Below are 12,576 nucleotides of genomic sequence, written 5' to 3'. Positions count from 1 at the left end.
CCTTGTTGCGCACAAAAATGCGCACCGTATGGCGCACCCCCCTGTGGGGAGTCTTCAGGTCAGGTCACCCATGTCTGATTTAAGTCTTCAACTGCAGCAGGCACACAGCCAACTACCAGTTTCAAGCTACTTTGACCCGGCGCTCTATGCGCTTGAGATGCAAAGTATCTTTCAGCAAGGGCCCCGCTATGTGGGGCACTCCCTGAGCGTTCCCAACGTGGGGGACTACTACGCCCTGCCCCAGGAAAAAGAAGGCCGCGCGCTGGTGCGCAATGCGGGCGGGATCGAACTTATCTCCAACGTCTGCCGCCACCGCCAGGCCGTGATGCTCAAGGGCCGTGGCTCGCTGACCCACAACGCCCAAGGCAGCGCCAGTGGCAACATCATCTGCCCGCTGCACCGCTGGACCTACAGCGGCGCCCATGCGGGCCACAACGGCAGCCAGAGCGGCACGCTGATTGGCGCCCCCCACTTCGCCCAAGACCCCTGCCTGAACCTGAACAACTACAAGCTGCAGGAGTGGAACGGCCTGCTGTTTGAAGCCAATGGCGTGGACGTAGCGGCGCAGTTGGCCCACATGGGCCCGCGCGCCGACCTGAGCTTTGACGGCTATGTGCTGGACCGCGTGGAGATGCACGAGTGCAACTACAACTGGAAGACCTTTATCGAGGTCTACTTGGAGGACTACCACGTGGGCCCCTTCCACCCCGGGCTGGGCCAGTTCGTCACCTGCGAAGACCTGCGCTGGGAAATGCACGAGAACTATTCGGTGCAAACCGTGGGTGTGGCCAACCGCCTGGGCAAGGCCGACGCCTCCGGCGGCTCCCCTGCCTACGAGCGCTGGCAAAACGCGCTGCTGAACTACCGAGGCGGCGTGCCACCCAAGTACGGCGCCATCTGGCTCACCTACTACCCGCACATCATGGTGGAGTGGTACCCGCATGTGCTGACCGTGTCCACGCTGCACCCCATGGGTCCCAACAAGACCATGAACATGGTCGAGTTCTACTACCCCGAAGAGATTGCCGCGTTCGAGCGCGAGTTCGTCGAAGCCCAGCAGGCCGCTTACATGGAAACCTGTGTGGAAGACGACGAAATCGCCGAACGCATGGACGCCGGCCGCGCGGCCCTGCTGGCGCGTGGCGACAACGAGGTAGGCCCCTACCAAAGCCCCATGGAAGACGGCATGCAGCACTTCCACGAGTGGTACCGCGGCAAGGTCGACCTGAGCAACCTGCGGGCCTGAGCGTTCACATGCAAGCCCTGTGGATGGTTCTGGCCTCGTTCTGGTTCGCGTTGATGGCGGTGGGCATCAAGTTCGCATCCCACAGCTTTGGCACCTTTGAGCTGGTGTTCTACCGCGGCATCGTCAGCATCATCTTCATGGGCATCGTGGTGCGGGCCCGGGGTGCTACGCTGCGCACGCCGGTGCCCATGATGCATTTGTGGCGCAGCTTCATCGGCGTGGCTTCGCTGAGTTCGTGGTTTTACGCCATCGCCCACCTGCCCCTGGCTACCGCCATGACGCTGAACTACATGAGCGGCGTGTGGGTAGCAGCATTTGTGGTGGGTGGTGCCCTGCTCTATGGCAAAAACCAGCCCCAAGGCGCGCTGCTGGGCACAGTGTTCATGGGCTTTGCCGGCGTGGTGATGACGCTGCGCCCGACCATCGACCAGAACCAGCTGTTTGGCGGCGTGGTGGGCCTACTCTCGGGTCTGGGCTCCGCCCTGGCCTATATGCAGGTCACCGCGCTGGGCAAAGTGGGCGAGCCCGAAGAACGCACGGTGTTTTATTTCTCGGTGGGCAGCGCCGTGGTGGGCGGCGTGGGCACGCTGTTCACCCACATCACGCCCTGGAGCGAAGTGGCCTGGCAAGACGCGGCCTGGGTGATTCCCATTGGCATCCTGGCTTCACTGGGCCAGTGGTGCATGACGCGCGCCTACCGCAAGGGCGCCACGCTGGTGGTAGCCAGCATGCAGTATTCAGGCATCGTATTTGCCGTGGTCTTCAGCCTGGTGCTGTTTGGCGACCACATCGCGCCGATGGGCTGGGCGGGTATTGCGGTCATCGTGACCAGCGGGGTGCTGGCTACCATCCTGCGGTCGCGGGCGTTGCCGGATACGCCGGCTGAAGAGCATTGAAAACTTTAGTCTAAAAGCAGATCCCAACGACTGCCCATAGGGGTCATTTACAGGGATTTGCTGCGCAAGTCTAAGGAGCTTAAATTGGGTCCAGATCCTTCGGGTAGCTGAGGCGCCTGCAGACTGATTGGCGACTTTCGTAGCGATCCAAAGAAGTCGTTAACGTGAATGCAAACCGGACCGCAACATCTGCCGCGAAGCCGCCTCCTGCAGCTGAGGGGTCATATTGGACGACCAATTAGCTGTTCTCACTCTGCCAGAGCTGTCTTTAAGTCAGCCATCAGTTGCGAGATGGAAGCATTAAGTCGCTCTTGTCCTTGAGCGTTCATCGTTTTGCTGAATTCGGTCATAGCGGTTTGAGATGCGAAAACATCCTTCCTTCCGACCGGGGACTGATAGTACGAGAGGATTTGATCGAGCTCAGACTCCGTGATGTCCTTGCCATAAAACCGCGACCATGTATCGACCAATTCCTTGGCGGAAAACATGGTTGCACATTCATCCATATAGCGCTGAAAGACTTGCTCAAGCCTTGAATTCGTCTGACCTTTAGGCGCGCCGGTCTCAGCTAGTATCTTTTGCACGATGCTCTTTCCAATATCACTGGCGGATGCCTTGCCCTGGTCGAGCTGTTGTTGGAACATTTGGGTGAGGCCCTGAGCATCCACAATCTTCGCGATTTTTTCTCGGCGAGTTGTTTCATCGGCAACTGCCGCCCCCCAAAAGAGTACCCCAATGGCAAACGCGAATAGTGTTCTCATTCAATCTCCAGGTTGAAATAGTCGAGTCGGTGACAACGGTTAACGTAACTAATGCCGCAAGGCCATGCTAGATAAAGCGGGACTGTGGTCTATAAAACATGGAATTTGCTGATATCAATCCTGCGCAGCTGCACTTTTAAAAAGAGCGGTCCTCGCATTTTGACGCCCTCATTCAGCCCTGAATATCCCCCATTCGAGTGAATTTTCTAACGACCGCTTCTGCCGCATAGCTCAGGCGTCTACAGACTGACTGCAGACATTCGTTGCACTCCGAAACGGTCATTGACGTCGGCCGTGAATGGAGCGCACTCAGCGTTGAAGAATGGCGACCACGCTTGCCGCCGTTGTGGGGCCATTCGACGAACCTGTTAAAGCGTGGGCGTCGCCCGGAAAAGATGACGTTACAGACAATTGACAACAAGTCCGTCCTTTTCTCGAAAGATAGTTTGGAGAGCCGCTTCAACCAAACCTACGCCTTGCGGCGTGGAAAGAAACTCGATTTCGTATTCAGTGTGACCGTCGAGTTCTGCTGCAATACTTGGCTCCAGGTGCGCGACAAAACCTTCTTTGGACAGTTCTAGTCGCAGTCCCAAAACTCTTCGAACCCGTTGATCCACAACCATTACCTCAACGTCCTCCGAGTCAGGGCTGCGCGTCAACGAGAAACAGTAGTTCAATTCGGGATCATGACAATAGATGTACGCCATACCATCGTAGCCATTGTCGGACGAAGAGGCCAATACAGTTGCTCGAAGCTTCATGGACAAATGCGCTTTAACGTTGAAAATAACCGGCGCCGCGCCGGAATGGTTGAGGAAACGACGGGTGTTTCACGGCGTCCGGGTTGATTGACCTGTTAGGCTGCGCAGTTTGGAGGCATATCAACTACCCCATGATTTAGCAGCCAACTGTGAAGTTCATGATGGTTTTTCACCGCATAGTCTCCCACCCAATCTGAGCTTCGAAGCAAGCTTCCCAAAACAACACCAACGCTTCCGATTAGGCATTTACCGCTTAGAAACCCAACATAGACATCGACAGGACTCATCCAACTGCCTTTGAACGAGTTCAGATCTACGAGAAATACGTCCTTCGCTAGCCCAATCGATTTAGTGTTCCGTATATCAGCCAGAACATCGTTGCTCTTCTTCTTTCTTGGATCAAATGGGTTTGCCGTTACAACAATTCTGTTGCACCCGGATAGCAGGCTCTCAATGTGCTTGTTTACATCAACGCTCATAGCAGCCTAACTTGATATATGAGTGAAATCTGTCTTATGAACAAAGCCGCCTTGAATCAAGATTTCACTCCCAGTGAACGTAAGCAATTGATTTATATGAGAAATTCTAGCTGCGCCAATTGCTGCGCAAAACGCTCGGCTTCCAAACGCCCGCTGAGATGTTCAGCGAATGTGTTGCATCGACCGGTTGAATCCGCCCCGCATTGCTGCCCTCCCCAAGAATACCCCCGCCTGGGCGGCGCATACCCGGTAGCCGATTTGCTGGCCGCGCAGCGGACTGATGAGGCCACCGGGTAGACGCCACGCAGGCAAGCGAACGCAAGAATGCAGGCGAATAGATAATCGCAAGACCATGACCTACACCACCCTGATCTCCGTCGCCCAACTCCAAGCCCTACAAGCCAGTGCCACGCCCGCTGTTGTGTTTGACTGCAGCTGTGACTTGATGCAACCCGCGCAAGGCCCGGCACAGTACGCCGAAAGCCACATTGCCGGCGCGCTGTATGCGCACCTCGACAACAACCTCAGCGCCAAGGGTGATCCGGCCGTGACGGGAGCCGCCTCAGGCGGGCGACATCCCCTGCCCCCTCGCAACACGTTCGCCGCGTGGCTCGGCAGCGTGGGCCTGAAGAATACCGACCAGGTGGTGGTCTACGACCGCCAGGGGGCCAACTACTGCGGCCGCCTGTGGTGGATGCTCAAGTGGCTGGGCCATGCAAACGTGGCCGTGCTGGACGGTGGCTTTCAGGCCTGGCAGGCTGCGGGCGGTGCCGTGGCCAGCGGTGCCGAGGCGCCTCGCACTGCAACCAGCTTTGCGGTCGGCGACCCGCTAGTGACGCTGGTGGGCGTGGACACTGTGCTGCGCAACCTCCACAAGGGAACCCAACACATCATTGACGCGCGCGGCGCACCACGTTTTCGCGGTGAGGTGGAGCCCATCGATCCCGTGGCAGGCCACATCCCCGGCGCGCTGAACCGCGTCTTCAGCAGCAACCTGGGGCCGGATGGTTTCTTCAAGCCCGCAGCCCAGCTGCGCGCCGAGTTTGAAGCCCTGCTGGGCCAGCGTGCGCCGCAGGACGTGGTGCACCACTGCGGCAGCGGTGTGAGCGCCGTGCCCAATGTACTGGCCATGGAAATTGCCGGGCTGGGCGGCACTGCCCTGTTTGCCGGCAGCTGGAGCGAATGGGTCAGCGACCCCAGCCGCCCCGTCGCCCAGGGCTAAGCCCTTCCACGTCAGCCCTCTAGCACGGCCGCCACTGGCGGCCTACACTGCAGCACCATGGAGTCTCGTTCGCCCTCCACACCTTTGCCCGCTGTCCGGCGCCTGCCTGATGCGGCAGTGCTCAGTGCTGTGGTCGTGGTGGGGTTGCTGTGCAGTGGGGCGATCTTCTACAGCTTGCGCCAGACCGAGGCACTGCGTATTCAGGAGATCCGCAACGCCAGCGCCAAAACCGTGATCGATGCACTGGAGCTGGACATCACCCGCACCGTGGAAGCCACGCACAACGCGGGCCTGATGGTGGAGACCCAACCCCGGCTGCAACGCCCCCAGTTCAACGCCTACATGCGTCGTGTGATGGCCGATTTGCACACGGTGTCAGCGCTGCAGTGGCAGCCCTTGGTGAACGGGCGCGCCCTGCCCGCCTACGTATGGCCCGAGGACCATGGCCCATTGGGGCTGGGCCAGAGCCCCGATGCGCTGGCCCAACCGGAGCAGCATGCGTTGGTAGTGGGGCGTCCCGTGGCGTCGGAGACCTTCCCCATTGCCAGCACGCCGCCCGACAACGGGCTGGCCACCGCTCTGTCAGTGTCGTCTCCCGTGTATGAGCGCGACCCGCTGAGCGGTGGCACGCAGCGCCATCTGGGTTATGTGGCGGCTGAGGTGCCCCTCAAGGCCCTGCTGCGTGAGGCCAGCTACCGTGCCGACCTGGCGGGCATGGACCTGCTGGTTTTTGACCTTACCGCCCCAGACGAACAGGCCAACCAGCCCATCTACACCTGGTATGGCGGTGCGGCCGACACGCCACGGCAGTTCAGCTTTCTGGTGGACGCCAAGCTGGACGACTATGCGCTCACGGTGGACATGGCCACCCGCCCCTGGGAAGTGGTGCTGCGCCCGCGTGCGGCCTTTCAGCGCAGCCTGCCCGCCAGCCAGGCACCCTACCTGCTGGCAGGGGCGCTGGCCGCTACCGCACTGGTGACCTGGACCGTGTGGCGCGCCCAGCGCTACCGCCGCCGCATTGAGGCCGCCAAACAACGCGAGCAGGCAGCGCGCGAACAGTTGGCGACCGAACAAAAGCGGCTGCAAAACATCATCGAAGGCACGGGCGTGGCGACCTGGGAGTTTGACTACAAGACCCGCCAGTTGCGGATGAGCGAACGCTGGGCCTCTCTGGCCGGCTACACCCTGCGGGATTTGGGCGATAACCTCTATGCGCGCTGGCTGGAGTTGGTCCACCCCGACGATTTAGCCGCCTTCTTTGCTGCGCTGGCGCAGCACTACGCGGGCAACAGCGAGCACCTGAATTTTGAATACCGGCTGCGCCACCAGAAAGGGCACTGGATCTGGATTGCCGCGCGCGCCCGGCTGATGGAACGCGCAGCCGATGGCACCCCGCTGCTGCTAGCCGGAACGCATTTAGAGATCACCGAGCGCAAGGAGGCGGAAGCCCGCATTCAGGAGCTGAACGCCACGCTGGAGCTGCGCATGCAGGAGGCCCTGGCCCGCAGCGAGGCCCGTGCCACCATGGGCACACTGATCGCCAGCGTGTCCCACGAAATGGGCACGCCCATGGGCAACAGCCTCATGACTGCCAGCACGCTGGTGGACCAGGCACGCCATTTCCAGTCGCTACTGGATGCGGGCACCCTGCGCAAATCGACCCTGCAACAGTTTGTGGAACAGGTGCGCGAGGGCAATGGCCTGCTGCTGCGCAACCTGGAGCGCGCCGTGGCCCTGCTCAAGAGCTTTCGCCAGGTGGCGGCAGACCAGGCCAGCGAGCAGCGCCGCAGCTTTGATGTGCGCCAAGTGCTCGACGAAGTGATGCTGACACTGGCCCCCAGCCTGAAGCGCCAGACCCACAGCGTGAAACTGGAAGTGCCCGAGGACATCCGCATGGACAGCTACCCTGGGCCACTGGGCCAGGTGGTGATCAACCTCGTCAACAACGCCTATCTGCACGCGTTTGAAGGCATGGAGCTCGGCGTGGTGCAGTTGCGTGTACACGCCGATGAAAGCCACGTCACCCTCACCTGCAGCGACAACGGCCGCGGCATTGCGCCCGATATTCTGGAGAAGATGTTCCAGCCGTTCTTCAGCACGCGCATTGGCAGCGGCGGTACGGGCTTGGGCATGTCCATCGTGGACAACCTGGTGAAGTTCACGCTGGGCGGCACCCTGGAAGTGCACAGCGCGCTGGGCCAGGGCACCACTATCACCATCACGCTACCACGCGTGGCACCCGAGCCCACGCGCAGCGACGAGGTCTAAGCGCGCTAGAAACCCAGGCTTGCGCCCGCTCCCAGCAAGGTTGCCAGCCCCAGCAGCGCAAAGATGGCAGCCGCAATGCCATGCACCAGCTTCATGGGGATTTTGGCGGCCAGCCGGTCGCCCACAAAGACCGCAGGCACATCGGCAATCAGCATGCCCAGCGTGGTGCCGATGACCACCAGCAACGGGTTGGCATAGTGCGCGGCCATGGCGATGGTGGCGATCTGCGTCTTGTCGCCCATCTCGGCCAAAAAGAAGGTGACGAAAGTGGCACCGAACACACCCAGCTTACTGGCCACGCGGGTTTCTTCTTCCTCAATCTTGTCGGGAATCAGCGTCCAGATGGCCATGCCCAGAAAGGACGCGCCCAGCACCCAGCGCAGCACGCCGGGACTCAGCACCGAGGTGATCCAGGCGCCCAGCGCACCGGCCAGACCATGGTTGAGCACGGTGGCGGCCAGGATGCCGGCAATGATGGGCAGGGGTTTCTTGAAACGTGCGGCCAGGATGAAGGCCAGCAGCTGGGTCTTGTCGCCGATTTCGGCAAGGGCGACAACCCCGGTAGAAACTAAAAGAGCTTCCACGCCACTCACTTGCCCACAGGGGCCACCTCGCCCGCGGGCGCTGCAGGCCGGCGCAGCACCTTCGCCTTGATGCGACCGACAAAGTGTTCAATGTCGTCCACGATGGTGAAGAAGCTGGGCGTCACCAACAGGCTGAGCACGGTGGACGTGATCAGTCCGCCAATCACCGCCGCAGCCATGGGCGCGCGGAAGCTGTTGTCGGCATGGCCCAGACCAATCACCAGCGGCAGCATGCCCGCCACCATTGCAATGGTCGTCATGATGATGGGGCGCGCACGCTTGTGGCAGGCGTCGATCAGCGCGTCGAAGCGCGAAAGCCCATGCTCACGCTGCGCCATGATGGCGTACTCCACCAGCAAAATCGAGTTCTTGGTGGATACGCCAATCAGCATCACCAGACCGATGAAGGACGGCATGGACAGCATCTTGCCAGTCACCAGCAGGCCGATGAAGGCACCGCCGAAGGACAGGATCACCGCGGGGATGATGGAGATGGGGTGCAGGAAGTCCTTGAACAGCAGCACCAGCACGATGTAGATGCACAGCACGCCGGTCAGCATGGCCAGGCCAAAGCCAGCCACCATCTCGGCCTGCACTTCGGCATCGCCCACTTCGAGCTGCTGCACACCCGCAGGCATGTTCACGATACTGGGCAGCTTGGCCACGGCCTCGGTCACTTCGCCCAGCGGCACGCCCGAGAGCTCCACCTCAAAGTTCACGTTGCGCACACGGTTCAGGCGGCTGATCACGGCGGGGCCACCCGACATTTCGAGCGCGGCCACCTGGCTCAGCATCACCGGGCCCTTGACGCCGGGCACCATCAGGCGGCCCAGCAGCTCCAGGTCCTGGCGCGCATCGGTGTCGAGCTTGACCACGATGGGCACCTGGCGTTGGCTCAGGTTGAGCTTGGACAGGGCCGACTCGTAGTCGCCCACCGTCGCAATGCGCAGGGTCTCGGCAATCGCGCTGCTGGTCACGCCCATGTCGGCGGCCTTGCCAAAGTCGGGGCGGATGGCGATTTCTGCGCGTGTCAGGCTGGCGCTGGACGAAATATTGCCCAGACCCGGAATCTTGCGCAGATCGCGCTCCACAGCCGCAGCAGCTTGTGCCAGCGCCACCGGGTCTTCACCCTTCAGGGCCAACTGGTATTTCTCACCCGAACCACCCAGGCCCACCTTGAAGCGAGCGCCCGGCAACTCGGCCAGCGCGCTGCGCATCTGGCTCTCAATCACCTGCTTGACGGGGCGCGCACCGCGCTCGTCCAGCAGCACGGTCAGTGTGGCCTTGCGCACTTCTGCCGTCGCACCGCCCTGGAACGGGTCGGAGCCCACGGCACCACCACCGATGGTGGTGTAAACGCTCTTCACATGCTCCACCTTGGCAATCAGGCTACGTGCCTGCTCGGCCGCGGCATGGGTCTGGCCCAACGTGCTGCCTGGGGGCAGTTCCACATACACCTGCGTCTGCGAGTTATCGTCCGGCGGAATGAAGCCGCTGGGAATCAGGGGCACCAGGAACAGCGAGCCGATGAAGAAGGCGACGGCGGAGAGCATGGTGATCCAGCGGTGGCTCAGTGTCCAGCGCGTGATGCGCAGGTACAGCGGCATCCAGGTCGGCTCTTCGTGCACATGGGTGGACGGCTTCATGATGTAGGCCGCCATCATGGGCGTGAGCACGCGCGCCACGACCAGCGACGCAAACACCGCGAACACGGCGGTCCAGCCAAACTGCTTGAAGAACTTACCGACTACGCCGCTCATGAAGGCGGTGGGCAAAAACACGGCGATCAGCGCGAAGGTGGTGGCAATCACGGCCAGGCCGATTTCGTCAGCCGCTTCCATCGCGGCCTGGTAGGGCGTCTTGCCCATGCGCAGGTGGCGCTCGATGTTTTCCACTTCCACAATCGCATCGTCCACCAGAATCCCGATGACGAGTGACAGCGCCAAGAGCGTCACGATGTTGGTCGTGAAGCCCATGTAGTTCATGCCGATGAAGGCCGGAATGGCCGACAGCGGCAGCGCCACGGCGGACACCAGTGTGGCGCGCCAGCTGCGCAGGAAGAACCACACCACAATGACCGCCAGCACGGCGCCTTCGTACAGCATGGTCATGGAGGCGTCGAACTCCTCCTGCACCGGTGTCACAAAGTCAAAGGCCTGGGTCAGTTCCAGATCGGGGTGCTGCGCCTTCAGGTCGGCCAGCGCCTTGTGCACGGCCGCGCCCACTTCCACCTCACTGGCGCCCTTGCTGCGGGTAATCTCGAAACCCACCACGGGCTTGCCGTTGAGCAAGGCCAGGCTGCGTTGCTCGGCCACGGTGTCTTTGACACTGGCCACTTCATCCAGGCGCACGCGCTTGCCGCTGGAAAGGCTCAGCTCCAGGCGTGACAGTTCTTCGACCGTGGCCACGGTGGCCAGGGTGCGCATGGGTTGCTCCGAGCCACCCAGGTCGGCACGGCCGCCGGCGCTCTCTGTCTGCACTGCCTTTAGCTGTCGCGAAATGTCGGCCGCGGTGGCGCCCAGGGCCTGCAGCTTCAGCGGGTCCAACGCCACTTGCACTTCACGCGTCACACCGCCCACGCGGGCCACAGATCCCACGCCACGCACACCGAGCAAGGCGCGCGAGATGGTGTTGTCCACAAACCAGCTCAAACCCTCGTCGTCCATATTGCTGGAGCGGATGGTGAACGCCAGAATGGGCGCACCCGACAGGTTCATCTTGCTGACGATGGGGTCGCGCACATCGCTGGGCAGATCGCTGCGCACACTTTGCACGGCGCTGCGCACATCGTCCACCGCTTCCTGCGTGGCTTTCTCAAGCCGGAACTCGGCGGTCACGGACACGTTGCCGTCGTACACGCGGGTGTAGATATTTTTCAGACCCTGCAGAGGCGCAATCGCGTTTTCCAGCTTGCGCGCCACTTCAGTTTCCAGCTGCGCCGGTGCGGCGCCAGGCAGGCTGGCGGACACGGTGACGGTGGGCAGCTCCAGGTCGGGGAATTGCTGCACCTTCATGGCGTTGAAGGACATGAGTCCCGCCAGCGTCAGCAGCACAAACAGCATGACCGCCGGTATGGGGTTTTTAATCGACCAAGCAGAAACATTCATCTGTTTTGCTCCTTATTTAGTAGCTGCTTGCGCAGTCTTCTCGGGGGCTACAGCCTCTTTTGGCTTGGAGGCCGCCTTGGGCGCCTCCACCACCTTGACGAGATCACCCTCGCTCAGGAAGCTGCCGCCCACAGCCACCAGCTTGTCTTCGGGCTTCACGCCGCTTTGCACTTCAATCTGGTCGCCGACCACGCGGCCGGTCTGCACCTTGAGCTGGGCAATGCGGTTGTCCGCCCCCACGCGGTACACATAGCTGAAGCCATCGCGCACCACCACCGCGGTCTGCGGCACGGTCAGCGCGCCGGAGCTGCCCAGTTCGAACTCGCCGCGTGCGTACATGCCCGGCTTGAACGCACCTGGGGTCGCCTTGGTACCGGCCACGGCGCCGTTCAGGTCCACATAAACGAGACCGTTGCGTGTCGCCGCATCCACCGTGGGTGCGAGCATGCGCACGCGGCCCTTGTACTGTGCGCCCGTGGGTGAGGTGACCACCACATTCGTGCCCACGGTGATGCGGCCCAGCTCGGCCGAGGTGACTTCACCACGCCACTCCAGCCGGCTTTGGCGGATCAGCTTGAACAACTCGGTGCCCGCACCCACCACGGAGCCCACCGAGGCGGTGCGCGACGAAATAGTGCCGCTGTCGGGCGACAGCAGCTGGGTGTGCTTGAGGCGCAGCAGCTGCGAATCGAGCTGGGCCTTGGCCGACTCGACCCGTGCCTTGGCAGTGAGTTCGCCGGTGAGGTATTGGTTGACCTGCTGAGCGCTCAGCGCGCCGGTGCCCTGCACAGCGCGGGCGCGGTCGGCGTTGGCCAAGGCTTCTGCCGCGTTGGCCTGGGCTTCGGACACTGCGGCGCGGGCCAGCGCCACATCGGCCTGCACGCTCTCGGCCGCAAAGGTGGCGAGCACCTGGCCGCGTTGCACATAGTCGCCCACCGCAGCGTGCAGCTCCTGCACACGCAGGCCGCTCACTTCGGTGCCCACACTGGCCTCTTGCCAAGCCGCCACGCTGCCGTTGGCCGCCAGTTTGATCGGCAGCATGCCGCTCTGGGCTTGGGTGGTGGTCACGGTAAGCGAAGGCTTGGTCGCGGTAGCGGCGCCCGGCTTGGCCGTGTCGGCCGCCTGGCTGCGCGTGGCGAACAGACCCAGACCGGCCAGCGTGAGCAGGCCAGCGGCCATCAGGCCCAGTGTCAGGGGTTGGAATGGGAGGCGGTTCAAAAGACGGTTCATGGTGAGGATCTCGCTAAAAATC

At 61.9% G+C, this 12,576-nt stretch carries 9 protein-coding genes; 4 read left to right on the top strand and 5 right to left on the bottom strand.

Annotation, left to right across the window (positions count from 1 at the left end):
- Positions 1 to 70: 70 nt before the first annotated feature.
- Positions 71 to 1,246: an aromatic ring-hydroxylating oxygenase subunit alpha gene (locus J2X15_RS08925; RefSeq protein ID WP_310341691.1), complete on the top strand. Its 1,176-nt coding sequence runs from the start codon at positions 71 to 73 to the stop codon at positions 1,244 to 1,246.
- Positions 1,247 to 1,254: 8 nt separating this feature from the next.
- The gene (locus J2X15_RS08920) at positions 1,255 to 2,142 is read left to right on the top strand and encodes a DMT family transporter (RefSeq protein ID WP_310341689.1); all 888 of its coding nucleotides are present in this window, start codon (positions 1,255 to 1,257) and stop codon (positions 2,140 to 2,142) included.
- Between the two features lie 248 nt (positions 2,143 to 2,390).
- Here J2X15_RS08920 and J2X15_RS08915 read toward each other — a convergent pair whose 3' ends face one another.
- Both J2X15_RS08915 and J2X15_RS08910 read right to left on the bottom strand, forming a co-directional pair.
- Positions 2,391 to 2,903, bottom strand: a complete 513-nt coding sequence (locus J2X15_RS08915) for a DUF2059 domain-containing protein (RefSeq protein ID WP_310341687.1) — start codon at positions 2,901 to 2,903, stop codon at positions 2,391 to 2,393.
- 401 nt (positions 2,904 to 3,304) lie between these two features.
- Positions 3,305 to 3,664: a transcriptional repressor gene (locus J2X15_RS08910; RefSeq protein WP_310341685.1), complete on the bottom strand. Its 360-nt coding sequence runs from the start codon at positions 3,662 to 3,664 to the stop codon at positions 3,305 to 3,307.
- Between the two features lie 831 nt (positions 3,665 to 4,495).
- On the opposite strand from J2X15_RS08910, the gene J2X15_RS08905 reads away from it, so the two are divergent.
- Positions 4,496 to 5,365 carry a sulfurtransferase gene (locus J2X15_RS08905; RefSeq protein ID WP_310341683.1) on the top strand — a complete coding sequence of 290 codons (870 nt, stop codon included), beginning with the start codon at positions 4,496 to 4,498 and terminating at the stop codon, positions 5,363 to 5,365.
- A 57-nt stretch (positions 5,366 to 5,422) separates the two neighbouring features.
- Positions 5,423 to 7,633, top strand: a complete 2,211-nt coding sequence (locus J2X15_RS08900) for an ATP-binding protein (protein ID WP_310341681.1) — start codon at positions 5,423 to 5,425, stop codon at positions 7,631 to 7,633.
- Positions 7,634 to 7,638: 5 nt separating this feature from the next.
- Here J2X15_RS08900 and J2X15_RS08895 read toward each other — a convergent pair whose 3' ends face one another.
- The 3 genes from J2X15_RS08895 to J2X15_RS08885 are packed head-to-tail and all read right to left on the bottom strand — an operon-like array spanning position 7,639 to position 12,554.
- A complete protein-coding gene (locus tag J2X15_RS08895) occupies positions 7,639 to 8,217 on the bottom strand; it encodes a TMEM165/GDT1 family protein (protein ID WP_310341679.1) in 579 nt (192 codons plus the stop codon).
- A gap of 5 nt (positions 8,218 to 8,222) precedes the next feature.
- Positions 8,223 to 11,324 (bottom strand): efflux RND transporter permease subunit, encoded by a 3,102-nt coding sequence (locus J2X15_RS08890; RefSeq protein WP_310341677.1) that lies wholly within the window; start codon positions 11,322 to 11,324, stop codon positions 8,223 to 8,225.
- 12 nt (positions 11,325 to 11,336) lie between these two features.
- Positions 11,337 to 12,554 (bottom strand): efflux RND transporter periplasmic adaptor subunit, encoded by a 1,218-nt coding sequence (locus J2X15_RS08885; protein ID WP_310341675.1) that lies wholly within the window; start codon positions 12,552 to 12,554, stop codon positions 11,337 to 11,339.
- Between the last annotated feature and the right edge of the window lie 22 nt (positions 12,555 to 12,576).

It is taken from the genome of Rhodoferax saidenbachensis, from assembly GCF_031457975.1.
Classification (GTDB): Bacteria; Pseudomonadota; Gammaproteobacteria; order Burkholderiales; family Burkholderiaceae_C; genus Allorhodoferax; species Allorhodoferax saidenbachensis_A.
Note: the sequence above shows the minus strand (reverse complement) of the source record. Positions and strands in the feature narration are given on the sequence as shown.

Bases quoted from the DNA above. Each gene is read 5' to 3' on its own strand.
- J2X15_RS08890 (WP_310341677.1), bottom strand. From the start codon at position 11,324: ATGAATGTTTCTGCTTGGTCGATTAAAAACCCCATACCGGCGGTCATG.
- J2X15_RS08905 (WP_310341683.1), top strand. From the start codon at position 4,496: ATGACCTACACCACCCTGATCTCCGTCGCCCAACTCCAAGCCCTACAA.
- J2X15_RS08915 (WP_310341687.1), bottom strand. From the start codon at position 2,903: ATGAGAACACTATTCGCGTTTGCCATTGGGGTACTCTTTTGGGGGGCG.
- J2X15_RS08925 (WP_310341691.1), top strand. From the start codon at position 71: ATGTCTGATTTAAGTCTTCAACTGCAGCAGGCACACAGCCAACTACCA.
- J2X15_RS08920 (WP_310341689.1), top strand. From the start codon at position 1,255: ATGCAAGCCCTGTGGATGGTTCTGGCCTCGTTCTGGTTCGCGTTGATG.
- J2X15_RS08900 (WP_310341681.1), top strand. From the start codon at position 5,423: ATGGAGTCTCGTTCGCCCTCCACACCTTTGCCCGCTGTCCGGCGCCTG.
- J2X15_RS08910 (WP_310341685.1), bottom strand. From the start codon at position 3,664: ATGAAGCTTCGAGCAACTGTATTGGCCTCTTCGTCCGACAATGGCTAC.
- J2X15_RS08885 (WP_310341675.1), bottom strand. From the start codon at position 12,554: ATGAACCGTCTTTTGAACCGCCTCCCATTCCAACCCCTGACACTGGGC.